Source organism: Streptomyces sp. NPDC008137 (assembly GCF_042957035.1).
Lineage (GTDB): Bacteria > Actinomycetota > Actinomycetes > Streptomycetales > Streptomycetaceae > Streptomyces.
In genome coordinates, this window is record NZ_JBIBHN010000009.1 from 153,374 (window position 1) to 169,595 (window position 16,222).

General features: G+C 72.7%; 15 protein-coding genes and 2 tRNA genes. 8 read left to right on the forward strand and 9 right to left on the reverse strand.

Going from position 1 to position 16,222, the window contains the following annotated elements; all coding sequences use genetic code 11:
• The first annotated feature begins 110 nt into the window (after window positions 1–110).
• From ACFZBT_RS17585 to ACFZBT_RS17600, 4 genes are all read left to right on the forward strand, one after another.
• On the forward strand, window positions 111–254 hold the full coding sequence (locus ACFZBT_RS17585; RefSeq protein ID WP_391104484.1) for a hypothetical protein: 144 nt from the start codon (window positions 111–113) through the stop codon (window positions 252–254).
• Window positions 255–397: 143 nt separating this feature from the next.
• Window positions 398–646, forward strand: coding sequence for a hypothetical protein (locus ACFZBT_RS17590; RefSeq protein WP_391104032.1), 249 nt, complete (start codon window positions 398–400; stop codon window positions 644–646).
• A gap of 89 nt (window positions 647–735) precedes the next feature.
• Window positions 736–1,416, forward strand: coding sequence for a tyrosine-type recombinase/integrase (gene xerC / locus ACFZBT_RS17595; RefSeq protein WP_391104035.1), 681 nt, complete (start codon window positions 736–738; stop codon window positions 1,414–1,416).
• 221 nt (window positions 1,417–1,637) lie between these two features.
• The gene (locus ACFZBT_RS17600; RefSeq protein WP_391104038.1) at window positions 1,638–1,937 is read left to right on the forward strand and encodes a hypothetical protein; all 300 of its coding nucleotides are present in this window, start codon (window positions 1,638–1,640) and stop codon (window positions 1,935–1,937) included.
• A gap of 155 nt (window positions 1,938–2,092) precedes the next feature.
• Here the strand turns inward: ACFZBT_RS17600 and ACFZBT_RS17605 are convergent.
• Window positions 2,093–2,165, reverse strand: a tRNA-Arg gene (locus ACFZBT_RS17605).
• 184 nt (window positions 2,166–2,349) lie between these two features.
• Window positions 2,350–2,440 (reverse strand) — tRNA-Ser (locus ACFZBT_RS17610).
• A gap of 175 nt (window positions 2,441–2,615) precedes the next feature.
• Here ACFZBT_RS17610 and ACFZBT_RS17615 point away from each other — a divergent pair.
• Both ACFZBT_RS17615 and ACFZBT_RS17620 read left to right on the forward strand, forming a co-directional pair.
• A complete protein-coding gene (locus ACFZBT_RS17615) occupies window positions 2,616–3,119 on the forward strand; it encodes an SSI family serine proteinase inhibitor (RefSeq protein ID WP_391104463.1) in 504 nt (167 codons plus the stop codon).
• Between the two features lie 419 nt (window positions 3,120–3,538).
• Window positions 3,539–8,188, forward strand: a complete 4,650-nt coding sequence (locus ACFZBT_RS17620; protein ID WP_391104041.1) for a PAS domain-containing protein — start codon at window positions 3,539–3,541, stop codon at window positions 8,186–8,188.
• A gap of 17 nt (window positions 8,189–8,205) precedes the next feature.
• On the opposite strand, the gene ACFZBT_RS17625 is transcribed toward ACFZBT_RS17620, so the two are convergent.
• Window positions 8,206–8,784 carry a TetR family transcriptional regulator gene (locus ACFZBT_RS17625; protein ID WP_391104044.1) on the reverse strand — a complete coding sequence of 193 codons (579 nt, stop codon included), beginning with the start codon at window positions 8,782–8,784 and terminating at the stop codon, window positions 8,206–8,208.
• Window positions 8,785–8,913: 129 nt separating this feature from the next.
• Between ACFZBT_RS17625 and ACFZBT_RS17630 the strand changes: the two genes are divergently transcribed.
• Together ACFZBT_RS17630 and ACFZBT_RS17635 are read left to right on the forward strand one after the other, a co-directional pair.
• Window positions 8,914–10,125 carry an MFS transporter gene (locus ACFZBT_RS17630; RefSeq protein ID WP_391104047.1) on the forward strand — a complete coding sequence of 404 codons (1,212 nt, stop codon included), beginning with the start codon at window positions 8,914–8,916 and terminating at the stop codon, window positions 10,123–10,125.
• 104 nt (window positions 10,126–10,229) lie between these two features.
• Entirely contained in the window at window positions 10,230–10,772 is a 543-nt protein-coding gene (locus ACFZBT_RS17635) for a GNAT family N-acetyltransferase (protein WP_391104050.1), read from the forward strand.
• A gap of 42 nt (window positions 10,773–10,814) precedes the next feature.
• On the opposite strand, the gene ACFZBT_RS17640 is transcribed toward ACFZBT_RS17635, so the two are convergent.
• The 6 genes from ACFZBT_RS17640 to ACFZBT_RS17665 form a co-directional block, all read right to left on the reverse strand.
• Entirely contained in the window at window positions 10,815–12,494 is a 1,680-nt protein-coding gene (locus ACFZBT_RS17640) for a long-chain-fatty-acid--CoA ligase (RefSeq protein WP_391104053.1), read from the reverse strand.
• A gap of 147 nt (window positions 12,495–12,641) precedes the next feature.
• Window positions 12,642–13,202, reverse strand: a complete 561-nt coding sequence (locus tag ACFZBT_RS17645) for a SigE family RNA polymerase sigma factor (protein WP_391104056.1) — start codon at window positions 13,200–13,202, stop codon at window positions 12,642–12,644.
• A gap of 97 nt (window positions 13,203–13,299) precedes the next feature.
• Window positions 13,300–14,508, reverse strand: a complete 1,209-nt coding sequence (locus ACFZBT_RS17650; RefSeq protein ID WP_391104059.1) for a lipid-transfer protein — start codon at window positions 14,506–14,508, stop codon at window positions 13,300–13,302.
• Window positions 14,509–14,524: 16 nt separating this feature from the next.
• The gene (locus ACFZBT_RS17655; RefSeq protein ID WP_391104062.1) at window positions 14,525–14,794 is read right to left on the reverse strand and encodes a hypothetical protein; all 270 of its coding nucleotides are present in this window, start codon (window positions 14,792–14,794) and stop codon (window positions 14,525–14,527) included.
• Window positions 14,791–15,216: a MaoC/PaaZ C-terminal domain-containing protein gene (locus tag ACFZBT_RS17660; RefSeq protein ID WP_391104065.1), complete on the reverse strand. Its 426-nt coding sequence runs from the start codon at window positions 15,214–15,216 to the stop codon at window positions 14,791–14,793. The genes ACFZBT_RS17655 and ACFZBT_RS17660 overlap by 4 nt, the downstream gene beginning before the upstream one ends.
• On the reverse strand, window positions 15,213–16,127 hold the full coding sequence (locus ACFZBT_RS17665; RefSeq protein WP_391104068.1) for an OB-fold domain-containing protein: 915 nt from the start codon (window positions 16,125–16,127) through the stop codon (window positions 15,213–15,215). The genes ACFZBT_RS17660 and ACFZBT_RS17665 overlap by 4 nt, the downstream gene beginning before the upstream one ends.
• Between the last annotated feature and the right edge of the window lie 95 nt (window positions 16,128–16,222).

Genomic DNA, 16,222 nt, shown 5'->3' on the forward strand with positions numbered 1-16,222 from the left:
CACTGTTCACCGCTCCGGCCCCGCCCGTCGCGCCGGACCCAGGCCCAACCCCGGCCGCGGCCCCGGTAGCTCCGCGCGTCACCCCGGCTCCCACCCCGCCCCCGCTCAAGGTGCCTGAGCCGCTGCTGACCGAGGCGCGCTCCATCGCCGCGTCCCACCACGCCGAACACGGGACAGCGATCACTCCGGCCCAGCTGAAGACGCGACTCGGCATCGGCCTGCCCATGGCCACCGCCCTCCACGCCGCTCTGTAGGGCCACATCCCGCCGGCCTTTCCGGCGCCTCCCACCCTCGCCCGCCCTGGGCCCGAGCCGTCATGCCTGCGGGCAGCCGCCCGAGCGCTTATCGCTTCTGCCCGCAGGCCCCACTCTCGCGCCAGAAAGGACCCCTGGCACTCATGCACCGCCCCCTCGACCTGCGGCACGTCGTCAGCCCCGGCCTGCGGGACCTGATCGAGCTGGCCAACACCCACAACTTCCCTCCGAACCGAGCAGGAAGCCGCCTGATGGCCAAGCCGAAGAAGAACGCCAACAACGAGGGCACCATCTACCAGCGCAAGGACGGCCGCTGGGAGGGCAGTGCCTACGTCTTGACGACGGACGGCACGTACAAGCGGCGCAGCGTCTACGGCAAGACGTGGGACTAGGCTCACGAAAGGCTGACCACCGGTCCGAGCACAAGCGGCGCTGCTGCGCCCTCGGCAAGTGCTGCACGAAGCTCCCCTCGGACCGAACCGTGCGCTTCCTGCCGGTGATCCTGCGGGCCGCCCTCCAGCACGCCGTGCGTGAGGACGAGCTGCCCCGCAATGTGGCCCGGAACGTGGAGCTGAGCATGGGAACGAAGCGCGAGATGGAACCGCTCACGGTCAAGGAAGGGCGTCAGCTCCTGACGGCGGCCCGAGACAACCGGCTGTGGGCGGCGTACGAGCTGGCGGTCCGCATCGGCCTGCGGCGCGGTGAGCTGCTGGGGCTGCGCTGGTCGGACGTGGATCTCCACGAAGGCGTCCTCACCGTCCGGCAGGCCCTACAGCGGGTCGGTGGCGAGCTGCTGATCGTCGCGCCGAAGACTCAGCGCTCGGCCCGCCGCGTGGCCCTGCCGTCCGAGTGCGTGACCGCGCTTCGCGCTCAGCGCGCCCAGCAGCTCGCCGACCGGAAAGCCGCTGGCTCGAACTGGAAGGGCACGGCCCAGGGCCTTGTCTTCACCACGAAGAACGGCACCCCCATCGAGCCGCGCAACCTGAACCGCTCCTTCGAGGCCCTGTGCGTCCGCGCCGGCGTCCGCAAGGTCCGCTTCCACGACCTCCGCCACACCTGCGCCTCGCTCCTCCACGAACAGGGCGCCGACGCCCGCATGATCATGGAAGTCCTGGGCCCAGCGCTCAGCCTTCGACCGAGTCGGCGACGCGCTGAGGGGTGACGGCAACGATCCGGACGATGACGGCGGCGCGGCCGGTGTCCTCGTAGCTGTCTAGACGCCCTTGGCCTGTTGACCAGCCAAGAAGCGCACGGTCTCCCGCTGTCCGAAAGGCGATCACTCGTTTGCGGGACTTCGGCATACGGGGCCGATTTCGTGACAAGGCTCCCGTCGGCTGCCGAAGGCGGTCGAGCAATCCACCCCCCACTCGAAGGAAGTCGACGATGAGCTTCATCCAGACCGGCAAGATCGACCTGAGGTCTGACAACCCGATCGAGACGAGCGGCGGTAACACCTCGACCTTCACACGCGTCACGTTCCCCACCCCGTTCCCGGCGGGTGCCAACGTCGTCGTCCTCCCGCTGACCCAGACCTTCAACGGCCCGGAGACGCCGGGGATCCGCGTCCATGATGTCACCAACACGGGCTTCCTGATCCGCCTGAACGAGGTGTACGCCGGCGCCACCAAGAGCGATGGGAAGCACATCACCGAAACCATCGGCTGGCTGGCCGCGACCGTCTGAGACCCACGCTCCGGCCGCGCACAGACATCCCTGCTTCTTCAAGCAGTGTGCGGCAAGAGCACTCCGCGCCTTCTGATGCGGTTGCCGTCAAACGCTGCCGTCAAGACATAAGCCAGAGGCCCTGTGGATCACTCCACAGGGCCTCTGGTCTGCTGTGCACTCGGCAGGATTCGAACCTGCAACCTTCTGATCCGTAGTCAGATGCTCTATCCGTTAAGCTACGAGTGCTTGTTCTGTTTTATCGCCGCTTTCGGGCCTTCCGGCTCGCTCGCGGCGACAGGAAGAACATTACATGACTGCCGCCGCCATGTGAAATCCGTTTGCCGTACCCCTTGTGAGCTGCGGAAACGGCTGTTCCGGGCGGTACGACAGCGAAGCCCCGGTCGGGTGACCGGGGCTTCGTGATCAGGTGCGGAGGCGGAGGGATTTGAACCCTCGATGGGATTTAAGTCCCAAACCGCATTAGCAGTGCGGCGCCATAGACCGGACTAGGCGACGCCTCCACGCACATGGCCCGCGCGAGCGCGAGTCGGTGCTTGCCGATGATGACACAGTCGAGCGCCGCGTCACCAATCGCCCCCTACGGTACTAGGCGGGAAGGTCGCAGGGCAAAAGGCTTGTCGGGCTGTCGCGCAACGTCCCGGGGCACGCCGCGTTAGTCAGGGCATGTCGACTGCCATGTCCCGGGCCACCGCCCGGACCGCGCCCCGGACCGCCTCCCGCCCCGGCCTGCGCCGCCTCGCCCTCGGTGCCGCCGCCTCCGTCGCCGCCCTCGGGTCGCTGGCCGCGGTGTCCCCGGCCGCGTACGCCCAGGCCGGGCCCGGTGGCGGCAAGGGCAAGGAGCGGGATCACCTCACCGTCACCGTGCGGAACGCCGGCGGCGGGGCCGACGGGACCTTCGAGCTGTACTGCGGACCCGACGGCGGCAGCCACCCCGACCCGAGCGGCGCCTGTGCCGCCCTGGAGCGGGACACGCGGTGGGGGCAGGAGGTCTTCGCTCCCGCCCCGAAGGGCGGCTTCTGCACCATGCAGTACGGCGGGCCGGCCACCGCGCACGTCACCGGCACCTGGGCCGGACGCCCCGTCGACGCCACGTACGACCGCCGCGACGGCTGCCAGATCTCCCGCTGGGACCGGCTCGTGCCGCTCCTGCCGGACCTGGGGGGCGGGCGGCGCGCCTGAGCCCCGTGTCGACTCCCGTGTCGACTCCCGTGTCGACTCCGATAGCGCCTCCCGCGGCGGTTGCCGTTCCGGTACTCCCCATATCGGCTCCGGTCCGCATATCGCCTCCGGTCCGACCCTCCGCACCTTGTCCGGATTTCGCCCCTCCCCGCCCTCCGTCCCGCCGGGTCGGCCAAAAGGTACAGAAACACCGTCGTCGTAAAGGTCCCGCGAAGGTCCCGCGACGTCGTCGCAGGAGGGCGGGTGTTTGACGGTTACTCGGTCGTCAGTTCGGGGTCACTTGCTCGTGCGACCTCGCTCTCATCCGGCGTCGCGAGCGCAACCGCAGCCCTTAGACTCCCTCGCGTGACACGCTGCGGGACGGTTGGCAAGATGGCCCGAGCGGTCGGCAAGGTGCGGTAACAGGGAGGAAGCGTCTCGTGAGCAGCAGGCCATCCCGAGGCGCTGCTCGCCTCGCAGCCATACTGGATGCGCTCCCCGACGCGTTGGTGCTGGTCAATGCCAACGGGACGGTCGTCAACGCCAACACCATCGCCCTGGAGGCCTTCGAGACTCCGGGCACCGCTCTGGTGGGACGCGGGCTGCTCGATCTGCTGCCGCAGTTCGACTCCAAGCTCATCCCCGGCTCCATGCGACGGCCGGAGCACCTCGATCCGCAGGGCCGGACCAAGCCGACCCGGATGATCGCGCGCAGGACCGACGGGACCGAGTTCCCCGTCGAGGTCACCAGTGCGAATCTGGAGAACGGGCAACAGGCCTACGACGGTTACGGGTACAGCGGTGACGAGCTGCTCATGCTCGTCGTGAGGGACCTGACCGGGACGGTCGACACCGAGGCCGAGCTGGCGCGGTCGCAGCGGCAGACCGAGATGATCCTGCGGGCCGCTTCCGAGGGCGTGGTCGGGACCGACACAGACGGGCGGATCGTGCTCGTCAATCCGGCCGCCGCTCAGATCCTCGGCTTCCGGGCCAGCGATCTCGGCGGCCGTGAACTGCACGAACTCGTGCTGCACTCGCGTGCCGACGGATCGAGCTTCCCGTACGAGGAGTCGCCGCTCGCCGACACCCTGCGCTCCGGTCGCAAGCACCGGGTGCGCGGGCAGGTGCTCTACGCCAAGGACGGCGGCAAGGTGCCGGTCGATCTGACGACCGCGCCCGTGCGGGACGGCGACCAGCTCGTCGGCGCCGTGATGACCTTCACCGACCGGCGGCCGTACGACGCGGTCGTCGAGGAGAAGGAAGCGGCCGAGAAGCGGCATGCGGAAGAGCTGGAGAAGGCCGCCGAGGAGCACGCCTCCGAGCTGACCGCGCTGCGCCAGCGGCACGTCACCGAGCTGGAGGAGCTGGCCGAGCGGCACGCCGAGGAACTCGGCGCGAACGAGGACCGGTACGCCGCGCTCGGGGAGCGCGAGAAGGACCGGTACGAGGCGCTCGCCGCCCGGCACGAGCAGCTTCTGACCCTGCTCGGGCGGTCGCTGCGCGGGCCGCTGGAGGAGCTGCGCCGCGAGCTGGCCGCGCTGGCCTCCGACGACGCCGGGCAGCTGTGGCCCGAGGCCAACCAGGTGCTGCACCACCTGTCCGCCGGCTATTCGCGGATCACGACGCTCATCGACAACGTCCTCGGCTACCAGCGGCTCGACACGGGCAGTGAGAGCGTCGCCCGTACGAAGGTGATGCTGGACGCCGTCGTCGCCGCCGGGGTCGACGGAGCCGTCGAACTCATCGGGCCCGGGCGGGTGCAGTTCGCCGTGCACGCGCCGCCCATCGAGGCCGAGGTCGATCCCCGGCTGCTCGCCACCGCCCTCGCACATCTGGTCGCGGACGTGGCCGGGGTCGACGCGACCGGCAACACGCCCCTGTCGGCGGGCGGTTATCTGGACAACACCGTCGTGGTGGCGGCGGCGCAGCGCGGCGAGGTCGTACGCATCGAGGTGCGCGGGCCGTACGCCGGTGGCGACACGGTGCACGAGCCGATCGTGCGGGGGATCGTCCGGGCGCACGGCGGTGTGCTGCAGACCCATGACGTGCCGGGCATGAGCGGGAGCGCGTACGTCCTCGAGGTGCCGATCGGGGGCGGGGCCGGGGCCGTCGCCGCGGATGCCGCCGCCGAGGCGGTCGACGAGGGCCTCGCCGCGGCCTCGGGTGAGCAGACCTCCGGTGGGGGGCGGCGCCGGGCGCGGCGTGCCACCACCGATGCCTTCCTGGACGCGGACGTTCCCGGTGACGGCGACGAGGCTGACGGGTCCGGTGGTTCCGGTGGGTCCGGGCGGCGCAGGAGGCGGGCCGCCGGGGAACCGGCCGCTCTTCCGGCGCAGGCTTCCGGTCTTCCGGCGCAGGCTTCCGGTGAGGGCGCCGGGTCTGGCGGTACCGGGCGGCGGCGCGGGCGTCCGGCCGAGGACGCGGCGCCGGGGCCCCTCGCTCTCGAGGCCGTCGGGAGTGCCGTCCAGGGTGTCGCCGAGGGGGCCGTCGTCACGGCCGCCGAGCACGCGGCCGGGACCGCCGCCTCGAACACGGGGCTGGGCGGGACCGTTCCGCCGCAGGGCGTGCCCGAGGCCTCCGGGCGGCGGGCCCGGCCTGAACCCGGTGAGCAGCGCGCGCTGCCGCCGGCGCTGCCCGCGCCGTCCGGTGACGCGGGCTCCGCTGCGGACGGTGCGGCACAGGGGCAGGGCCAGCAGCCGACCGGGCGTCGACGGCGTGCGCTGGCCGCCGCCAACGAGCGGGCGGCGGCCCAGCAGGCCGCGGGGCCGCGTCCGGTGTTCGCCCTGCCGCCGGCCGGGGCCGACCAGACGACCCCGGACGCACCGGCCCAGCTGGGCGTTCAGGCCGGGCGGACCGAGCAGGGGCAAGCGCAGGGTCAGGGGCAGGGGGCCGAGGCCGGTGTGGCACCGGCCGGCTCCGGTGACGGCGTGGCCGAGGAGGGGCGGCACGACGCCGTACCGCACGACCAGTCCGCCGATCACACCCCGCCGCAGCCGCATCCCACGAGTGCGCCGACCGGACGTCGGCGGCGGGCCGTGGTGCCGCAGCAGGGCGAGGGCGCAGCGGTGCAGGCGCCCGGAGCGGCGGGTGGCGTGCCTGCGGGTGGCGTGCCTGCGGGTTCCGTACCTGCGGGTTCCGTACCTGCTGCTGCCGTGCCGGCTGGTTCCGTGTCTGCGGGGGCCGGGCAGGGCGTTCCCGCGCAGCAGGACGCCGCGGGGCAGGTCCCGCCGGGGCAGGGCGCGCCCGTCCAGGCCGGGGTGGCCGCCGCTCAGGCCGCGCCGGGTGCCACCGCGCCGGCCCAGGGGAACGCTCCGCAGGGCGGCATCCCCCAGCCGCAGGGCGTCGCCGTACCGCCGCAGGGCGGGCTCGGGCACAGCGTGCAGGCGGCCCTTCCCGGGCAGGCGGTGCAGCCTCCGGCCCTGGGCGCGCAGCCGCTGCCGCAGCAGGGCGTCGCCGCACCGGCGCCGCAGCCCTCCGCCGGGCAGCCGCTCCCCGCCGAGGCCGCACCCGGGCAGGGCACGGCCACTCCGGCCCAAGGCACCCCGGCCCAAGGCGCCCCGGCCCAAGGCGCCCCGGCTCAGGGCGGCACCCCCGCGCCCCAGCCGTGGCCCGCCGCCGAGGACGACGACAGCTTGGGGGCCGGTGTCGCCGTACCCCCGAACGGCACACCTGCTCAGGCGCCGCAGGCGAACATCCCGGCCCAGAACACCCCGGCCCCGGGCACCCCGTTGCCGCCGGAGGGCGCGGCGCAGGGGCAGCGGGCGGCTCAGCCGTTGCCCGCCGAGTCCTCGGCGCCCGTCGATCCGAACTCGACGCAGGGGCGGGCGATCAGCGTGCGGACGCTGGGGCAGGGCGTGCCGTTCAACCGGCAGGCGGCCCAGGTCCAGCAGCCGCCGTCCATGTCCGTCCCGCTGCCGACGGCGACGCCTCCCCCGCACCAGCCGGGCGGATCGGGCCGGCGCCGCAAGCTCGGCACGCCGCCCGACCCGGCCACCCGGACCGACCAGGCCACGCGTACGGAACCGGCGTCCCGCCAGGACCAGGGACCGCGCCCCCAGCAGACGGCGCGCCCGGAGCAGACGGCCAGTCCGGAACAGGCCGCGCGTCCGCATCCGACGGCCGAATCGACGCCCGCGCCGGTCGCCGCACAGGTGCCCGCCCAGGCCTCCGCGCCCGCCCCGGCGCAGCAGTCCCTCGCCGGCCAGTCGCGGCTCGCGCAGCTCACCGAGGGCGGCGGGCGGTCGTACGCCATAGGCGCTCCCGACGAGAACGCCGCCGAGGGGCCCGAGCCGCTGGACGGGCCCGGGGGTGCCGTCGAGGTGGCCGATCCGCCGCGGCCGCAGCCGATGGACGACGAGTTGCCGCCGGAGCCGCTGGACAACCCGCGGCGGCTGCTGGTGTGGCCCGCGCCGGACGTCAGCACCCAGCAGGCGCTGAGCGACCGCGGCTACCGGCCGGTGATCGTGAACTCGCGCGAGGAGGTCGACGCGCAGATCGCGGCGTTCCCCGCCGCGCTGTTCGTCGACCCGCTGACCGGGCCGATCACGCGTACGGCGCTGCAGTCGCTGCGCCAGGCCGCGGTGGCCGCCGAGGTGCCCGTGCTCGTCACGGCCGGGCTCGGGCAGGCGTCGCGGGACGCGGCCTACGGTGCCGATCCGGCCGTGCTGCTGAAGGCGCTGGCGCCGCGCGACAGTGAGCAGCACCCGCCGCGGGTGCTGCTGATCGAGGAGCACGCCGAGATCGCGCTGGCGCTGACGGCGACGCTGGAGCGGCGCGGCATGCAGGTCGCGCGGGCCGCGAGCGACGCGGACGCGGTGACGCTGGCGAGCGACTTCCGGCCGAACCTGGTCGTGATGGACCTGATGCAGGTGCACCGGCGGCAGGAGGGGTACGCCGGGATCATCGACTGGCTGCGCGCGAACGGGCAGCTGAACCGCACCCCGCTCGTCGTCTACACCGCCGCCGTCGACCAGGCCGACCTGCCGCGGCTGGCGTCCGGGGAGACGGTGCTGTTCCTCGCGGAGCGGTCCACCAGCGGCGATGTGCAGACCCGGATCGTCGAGCTGCTGAGCCGGATCGGGACCAACTGAGCACCGAGCGGTAGGTCCTACCGGGCCGTCAGCCTGCGTGCCGCCTCCTTGACCGAGGCGCGCAGGCGGTCCTGGGCGTCCTCCCCGTCGCCGACCAGGATGCGCCGCATCTGCGGGACGACGGCGGTCCAGTTGGCGAGGGCGGTCAGCAGGAACAGCAGGTCGGCCGCGGGGACGGCGTCCGTGATGACGCCCCGGTCCTGGCCGTCCTGGAGGGCGGCGACCTTGCGGGCGTAGTGCTCCTGGCGGGCGGACTCGTGGGGCAGTTCGGCGCTGCCGTACTCCAGGCCCTCCCAGAAGAGCAGGCGCAGCAGCTCCGGGTGGGCGGCGTGGTAGTCCATGACGCGGTCGATCCAGCTCTCGATGTCGTCCGGGACGATGGGGACGTCCTCGGCGAGGTGGAGCATCTTCTTCTCGAGGACGATCGCGAACAGCTCCGCCTTGTTGCCGAAGTAGGCGTAGATGAGCTGCTTGTTGGCCTTCGCCTCGGCGGCGATGCGGTCGATGCGGGCGCCGGCGATGCCGTGCCGGGCGAACTCGGCGACCGCCGCCTCGAAGATCCGGGCCTTGGTGGCCTCGGGGTCCCTTGGTGCCATGGGAGAGAGGGTAGCGCGCCAGGTAACCAACTGTTTGGTTGACAAGGAATCGAAGGGCGGCTCACACTGTTGCCCCATCATCCAACCAACCAGTTAGTTGCTAGAGCCGACTCCAAGGAGTCCCCCTCCATGCCGTCAGCGACCACGACCACCACCACGTCCCGCAGGGCCGACGAGGCCCCGCCGCGGCAGGCCCGTACGCCCGCCCCCGGCCTCTTCCTCACCCTGATCGCCGTGTGCAGCGCGGTCACCGCCGCCAACATCTACCTCGCCGCACCGCTGCTCTCGCTCATGGCCCGCGACTTCGGCTCGGCGCCCTCGGCCGTCGCCTGGATCGCCTCGGTCGCCCAGCTCGGCTACGCCGTCGGCCTGCTGTTCTTCGCCCCGCTCGGCGACAGCGCGAACCGGCGCCGGCTGGTCGCCGGGCTCACCCTCGTCACCACCGTCGCGCTGGGCGCCAGTGCGGCCGCCCCGGGGGTCACCGCCCTCGCGGTCGCCATGTTCGTCGCCTCGGCCGCGACCGTCATCCCCCAGCTGCTCGTCCCGCTGGTCGCCGAACGCGCCCCCGCCGACCGGCGTGCCCGTCATGTCGCGGCCGTCATCGCGGGCCTGTTCACCGGCATCGTCGGGGCCCGGGTCCTGGGCGGGCTGGCCGGGCAGGCCTTCGGCTGGCGCTGGGTGTTCGCGGGCGCCGCCGTGCTCACTCTGGTCCTGGGACTCTCGACCGCGCTCGTCCTGCCGTCCCGGCGGCGGCGGGAAGGCCCGCTGTTCGCCGGACTCGCCGCGCTGCCCTCGGTGCTGCGCCACTCGCCCGACCTGTGGCGGGCGTGCCTGCGGCAGGCCGGGATGTTCGGCGCGTGGAGCGCGCTGTGGACCGCGCTCTCCCTGCTGCTGACCGGGCCCGCTTACGGGCTGTCCCCCGCGACCGCCGGGCTCTTCGGGCTGTTCGGGCTGACGGCGAGTGCGGTGGCTCCGCTGGCCGGCGGGTTCGTGGACCGGTTCGGCGCGACGCGTGTCGTACGGTCCGCGTATCTGCTCGCGGCCATCTCCGTGCCGCTGTTCTGGCTCGGCGGGCAGGCTCTTGCCGCGCTGTTCGCCGCCGCGATCGCGATCCACGCGGCGCTCGTCGCCTCCCATGTCGCCAACCAGACCCTCGCCCTGACCTCCACGTCCACCCCGGCCACCGCCAACACCGCCTATGTGGTCGCCGGCTTCGCGGGCGGCGCCGCCGCCTCGGCTCTCGGCGGGTCCGCCTTCACCCACTTCGGCTGGGGCGGGGTGTGCGCGGTGGCGGGGCTGTGGCTGGTGCTGGGGTGGGGGCTTACCTCGGTGCGGCGGTGAGGTGACGGCGCCGGGCGGGAACGCGGGGCGCCGGGCGAGCGGATGGCCTCCCCCGTGTGAAAGGGCCGCGGATTGCCGTACGCCGGGGTGGACATGATCGTCCTGTGCGCCGCGAAACCGTGACCCTGAGCAGGATCGTTTCGGAGGACTGGCCCGCCGTCCACACCTGGGCGTCTCTGGCCGAGGCCTGCCGCTATCAGCCGTGGGGGCCGAACACTCCTGACGAGACGCGGGAGTTCGTGGCGGGCGCGGTCGCCGCCTGGTCGGACCGGCCCCAGCGCCGGTTCCCCTATGTGGCCCGTCTCGGGCAGGAGGTCGTGGGAATGGGGGAGCTGCGGGTGCGCAGCGCACCTCGGCGCCAGGGCGAGATCTCCTACATCGTGCACCCGCGCGTCTGGGGGCGGGGCGTCGGGACGGAGATCGGGCGGCTGCTTCTCACACATGCCTTCGGCGAACTGCGGCTCCATCGCGTCCATGCCACCTGCGACCCGCGGAATCTCGGCTCCGCGCGGGTGCTGGCCAAGCTCGGTATGACGCTGGAGGGGCGCCTGCGGCACACAGAGCTCATCCGTGACGGCTGGCGGGACTCGCTGGTCTTCGGCCTGCTCGAGGACGAGTGGGACGCGGGGAGCGCCTTGCAGGGGTGAGCCCCTGGCGGTTGGCCAGGGGCTCCGGGGTGTTCGGCGGGGTCAGCCGAGCTGGGTGATGTCCAGGTCGCCCTCCGCGTACTGCCTGCGCAGGACCTTCTTGTCGAACTTGCCGACGCTCGTCTTCGGGACCGCCTCGATGACCGTCCAGCGCTCCGGGAGCTGCCACTTGGCGATGTGGCCCTCGTCGGCGAGGAAGGCGCGCAGGGTCTCGAAGGTGGCGGTGGCGCCCTCCTTGAGGACGACCGTGGCCAGGGGGCGCTCGCCCCACTTGTCGTCGGGGACGGCGACGACGGCCGCCTCGGCGACGTCCGGGTGGGCCATGAGGGCGTTCTCCAGGTCCACGGACGAGATCCACTCACCGCCGGACTTGATGACGTCCTTGGCCCGGTCGGTGAGGGTGAGGTAGCCGTCGGGGGAGATGGTGCCGACGTCGCCCGTCTTGAGCCAGCCGTCCTCGCTGAACTTGTCGGCGGGGCGCAGCGGGTCGGCGTCCGGGCCGTTGTAGTAGGCCCCGGCGATCCAGGGGCCGCGTACCTCCAGCTCACCGGCCGACTCGCCGTCCCAGGGGAGGCGTTCGCCGCCGGGGCCGGTCAGGCGGCCCTCGACACCGGCCGGGAAGCGGCCCTGGGTGAGGCGGTAGGCGAGCTCCTCCGCCGTGCCGACCACGCTGGCCGGGGGACGGGCGATCGTGCCGAGCGGGGACGTCTCCGTCATGCCCCAGGCGTGGCAGACCCGCATGCCCAGCTTGTCGAAGGCCTCCATGAGCGACGGCGGACACGCCGCGCCGCCGATGGTGACCTGGCCGAGGGAGGAGACGTCACGCGGGTTCGCGGTCAGCTCGGCGAGCAGGCCCTGCCAGATGGTGGGCACGGCGGCCGCGTGGCTGGGCCTCTCGCTCTCGATCATCGCGGCGAGCGGGGCCGGCTGGAGGAAGCGGTCCGGCATCAGCATGTTCACGCCGGTCATGAACGTGGCGTGGGGCAGGCCCCAGGCGTTGACGTGGAACTGCGGGACGACGACCAGCGAGGTGTCCCCGTCGGTCAGGCCCATCGACTGGGCCATGTTGACCTGCATGGAGTGCAGATAGATGGAGCGGTGGCTGTAGACCACGCCCTTGGGATCGCCGGTGGTGCCGGAGGTGTAGCACATGGCGGCGGCCTGGCGTTCGTCCAGCTCGGGCCAGTCGTACGACGTCGGCTTCCCGGCGATCAGGTCCTCGTACTCGTGGACACGGGCGGTCGCGTCCGCGAGGAGGGAGCGGTCCCCCGGGCCCGTGACGACCACGTGCTCGACCGTCTTCAGGTGCGGGAGCAGCGGGGCGAGCAGGGGGAGCAGCGAACCGTTGGCGATGATCACGCGGTCGGCGGCGTGGTTGACGATCCAGGCCAGCTGCTCGGGCGGGAGGCGGAGGTTCAGGGTGTGCAGGACCGCGCCCATGGACGGGATCGCGAAGTAGGCCTCGACATGTTCCGCGTTGTTCCAGGCGAGCGTTGCCACCCGCTCGTCGCCGGTGACGCCGAGGTCCTCCCGGAGCGCGTGGGCGAGCTGGGCGGCGCGGGCGCCGATCTCGGCGAAGGAGCGGCGGTGCGGCTCGTCCTCACCGGTCCACGTCGTCACCTGTGATGTCCCGTGGATCGTCGACCCGTGGGTCAGGATCCTCGAGATCAGCAGCGGTACGTCCTGCATGGTGCTCAGCACGGCGTCCTCCCGGGGCGACATTGCCTACGCGGTGGTAAAGGTTGCGCTGATTCTGCTCACATACCGCGTGGTATGTCACTAGGACCGGGCGATCGATCACATCACGCCAAGCGGAATAAGAGGCTCAGCGGGGCCGGGACGGCGTGCGAGCGGCCTGCCGAGCGGGGCTCACTGGCGGACAAGTCCCAGCTCAGCGTCCTCGCGGAGCTTTCCCAGCGCGCGCGAGACGGCGGACTTCACCGTGCCCACCGAGACGCCGAGCACTTCGGCCGTCTGGACCTCGCTCAGGTCCTCGTAGTACCTGAGGACTACCATCGCCCGCTGCCGTGCGGGCAGCCGCATGATCGCCCGCCACATCGCGTCGCGCAGCGCCTGCTGCTCGGCCGGATCGTCACCGCCGGTCACCGGCTCCGGCTCGGGCAGCTCGTCGCAGGCGAACTCGTCGACCTTGCGCTTGCGCCACTGCGACGTCCGCGTGTTCAGCAGCGCCCGGCGCACATAGCCGTCGAGGGCGCGGTGGTCCTCGATACGCTCCCAGGCGACGTACGTCTTGGTGAGCGCGGTCTGCAACAGGTCCTCCGCGTCGCTCGGGTTGCCGGTGAGCGAGCGGGCGGTACGCAGCAGCACCGGCTGGCGGGCCCTGACGTACGACGAGAACGACGGATACGGAAGAGTCCGCGCCGCTGGTGAGGCGGCCTTCGACGCGCTGGTGCAGACGAGTGTGGTCATGGCTCAACGCTATGAGCGGGGCCGGGTCCTGCGGATCGGCCGTAGGTCCCGAAGCGGGGTCCCCCTCAGGTTGTAGGGGTAGGGCCGGCCGCACCTCCTAGAGGTGGAGCGGCGGGACCGGGGTACTGCGGGTTGTCCCCTGCGGGTCGGCGGTGAGTACGAGTCCCGACGTAGGCACGCCCGTCCCCGCCGTCACCAGGACCCGTTCCGCTCCGGGGACCGGATTCACCGCCGTCCCCCTGATCTGCCGGACGGCCTCCGCCACCCCGTTCATCCCGTGCAGATACGCCTCCCCCAGCTGTCCCCCGTGGGTGTTGAGCGGCAGACGCCGCTCGGCCACGAAGTCCGGTGCCTCGCCGGGGCCGCAGAAGCCGAACTCCTCCAGCTGCGTCAGCACGAACGGCGTGAAGTGGTCGTAGAGGATCCCCACGTCGATGTCGGCCGGGGCGAGTCCGGAGGTCCGCCACAGCTGCCGGGCCACCACCGCCGTCTCGGGCAGGCCGGTCAGGTCGTCGCGGTAGAAGCTGGTCATCTGCTCCTGCGCGCGTCCCGCGCCCTGGGCGGCCGCCGCGATCACGGCGGGCGGGTGGGGCAGGTCGCGGGCCCGCTCCACCGAGGTGACCACGAGGGCCTGGCCGCCGTCGGTCTCCTGGCAGCAGTCCAGCAGCCGCAGCGGCTCGACGATCCAGCGGGACGCGGCGTGGTCGGCCATCGTGATGGGCCGGTTGTGGAAGTAGGCCGCCGGGTTGGTCGCCGCGTACGCGCGGTCGACCACGGCGACGTGCCCGAACGCCTCCGGCGTCAGCCCGTACGTGTGGAGGTACCGCTGGGCCGCCATCGCCACCCAGGAGGCCGGGGTGAGCAGGCCGAACGGCAGCGACCAGCCGAGCGCCGCGCCCTCCGCCGACGGCTCGCGGTGCCGGACCCCGGAGCCGAAGCGGCGTCCCGAGCGCTCGTTGAACGCCCGGTAGCAGACGACCACGTCCGCCACGCCCGCCGCGATCGCGAGGGCCGCCTGCTGGACGGTGGCGCAGGCCGCGCCGCCGCCGTAGTGGATCCGGGAGAAGAAGGAGAGCTCGCCGATGCCGGCCGCCTGGGCCACGGTGATCTCGGGGCTGGTGTCCATGGTGAACGTGACCAGCCCGTCGACGTCGGCCGGCGTCAGTCCCGCGTCCGCGAGGGCCGCCCGTACCGCCTCGACGGCCAGGCGCAGTTCGCTGCGGCCCGAGTCCTTGGAGAACTCGGTGGCTCCGATGCCGGCGATGGCCGCACGGCCGCCGAGGGTGTCGTGCCGGCGGGGACTCATGATGGGCCTCCTGGGGTCATGCCCGGCCTCCCGGAGTCGCCGGGTCGGCGAGCGGGTCCGTGGTGGTCCGGCCCTCGGCGAGCGACAGCAGGGTGGATCCCTTGCCGGGCCTCCTCGGCTCACGCGGCGCCAGGCACCCGGGGCGCCGCGAGCACCCGTGGCGGCCAAGGGGACGCGGCCCGTGGCGGCCAAGGGGACGCGGCCCGCGGCGGCCAGGGGGGTCGGCGGCCCGGGCCGCGGGGACGGTGTCGTCGGCCCGGGCCGCGGGGACGGTGCCGTCGGTCATGACGGTGACGGTCCGCCGGGAGCGGTCGCCGTCCCGGCTCCCCCCGGGACCATGACCGTCACCGTGCCGGTGACGTGCGTGCCGATGCCGTTCGTACCGACGACCCGGACTGTCACCCTCTCGCCGTCGGCCTCCTCGACCGTGCCCGTCAGCACCATCGTGTCGCCGGGGTGGTTGGGCGCGCCGAGCCGGATGGCGACCCGGCGCAGCACGGCCCGGGGGCCGAAGTGGTCCGTGATGTAGCGGCCGACCAGGCCGTTGGTCGTCAGGATGTTCATGAAGATGTCGGGGGAGCCCTTCTGCCGGGCCAGGTCCGGGTCGTGGTGCACGTCCTGGTAGTCGCGGGACGCGATCGCCCCGGCGACGATCAGGGTGCGGGTGACCGGGATCTCCAGTGGCGGAAGGCGGTCTCCGGCGTTCACGGCGTCACCCCCTGGAAGACGGGCAGCACCAACTCGTCGTCGTAGCGCCGGAAGTCGAGCCGGACCGGCATGCCGATGCGCACCTTGTCGTACGGCACCCCGACCACATTGCTGACGATCCGCACGCCCTCCGCGAGCTCGATCAGCCCGACCGCGTATGGGGGCTCGAAGGCCGGGAAGGGCGGGTGGTGCATGACGACGTACGAATAGACCGTGCCCTCGCCGCTCGCCTCGACGGTGTCCCACTCCGGGGAGCCGCAGCTGTTGCACCCCGGCAGCCAGGGGAAACGCAGGTCGCCGCAGCCGGTGCAGCGCTGGATGAGCAGCTCGTGGCGGGCCACGCCCTCCCAGAAGCCGGCGTTGTCGCGGTTGATCACGGGGCGCGGGCGGGGTTCCTTCGGGCGCGGCGGCCGGTGTGCGGGGGCGTACTTGAGGATGCGGAAGCGGTGGGTGCCGGCGAGTTCGCCGCCTGCCCGGATGTCCGTACGGGTCGTGACGAAGTAACCCGCCCCCAGCTTCGTGGTCTTGCGGCCCGAGACCGACTCGATCACCGAGTCGAAGGTGATCTCGTCTCCGGGGCGCAGGGGGCGGACGTACTCCTGCTCGCAGTCGGTGGCGACGACCGCGTCGTGGCCCGCCTCGTCGAGCAGGCGGAGGAGTTCGTCGTAGGCCGCCGTGCGTTCCGGGCGGCGGGTGAGGCCCGCCATGGTCCATGCCTGGAGCATGGTGGGGGGAGCGATGGCGTCCGGTCCGGTGTAGGCGGGGCTGGTGTCGCCCATGGCCTCGCACCAGTGCCTGATCATCGGCTCGTTGACGGGGTCCCGGCCGACCCCGGTGGCGGCGGCCGGGCGGCCCTCGTAGGCCTTCAGACGCGCCTCGAACTCCTCGTGGACCTCCGTCTCACCGTTCACGGTTTCTGACTGTCCGTCAGATCCAGGGCGGCGTCAAGATGTCACACCCCACGCACGCGAAAACGCCTGCGCGGCGGTACCGGAGTACCGCCGCT

Excerpts from the sequence above, each read along its gene's own strand:
- ACFZBT_RS17590 (WP_391104032.1), top strand. The coding sequence starts at position 398 with ATGCACCGCCCCCTCGACCTGCGGCACGTCGTCAGCCCCGGCCTGCGG.
- ACFZBT_RS17600 (WP_391104038.1), top strand. The coding sequence starts at position 1,638 with ATGAGCTTCATCCAGACCGGCAAGATCGACCTGAGGTCTGACAACCCG.
- ACFZBT_RS17615 (WP_391104463.1), top strand. The coding sequence starts at position 2,616 with ATGTCCCGGGCCACCGCCCGGACCGCGCCCCGGACCGCCTCCCGCCCC.
- ACFZBT_RS17625 (WP_391104044.1), bottom strand. The coding sequence starts at position 8,784 with ATGGCACCAAGGGACCCCGAGGCCACCAAGGCCCGGATCTTCGAGGCG.
- ACFZBT_RS17630 (WP_391104047.1), top strand. The coding sequence starts at position 8,914 with ATGCCGTCAGCGACCACGACCACCACCACGTCCCGCAGGGCCGACGAG.
- ACFZBT_RS17640 (WP_391104053.1), bottom strand. The coding sequence starts at position 12,494 with ATGTCGCCCCGGGAGGACGCCGTGCTGAGCACCATGCAGGACGTACCG.
- ACFZBT_RS17645 (WP_391104056.1), bottom strand. The coding sequence starts at position 13,202 with ATGACCACACTCGTCTGCACCAGCGCGTCGAAGGCCGCCTCACCAGCG.
- ACFZBT_RS17650 (WP_391104059.1), bottom strand. The coding sequence starts at position 14,508 with ATGAGTCCCCGCCGGCACGACACCCTCGGCGGCCGTGCGGCCATCGCC.
- ACFZBT_RS17655 (WP_391104062.1), bottom strand. The coding sequence starts at position 14,794 with ATGACCGACGGCACCGTCCCCGCGGCCCGGGCCGACGACACCGTCCCC.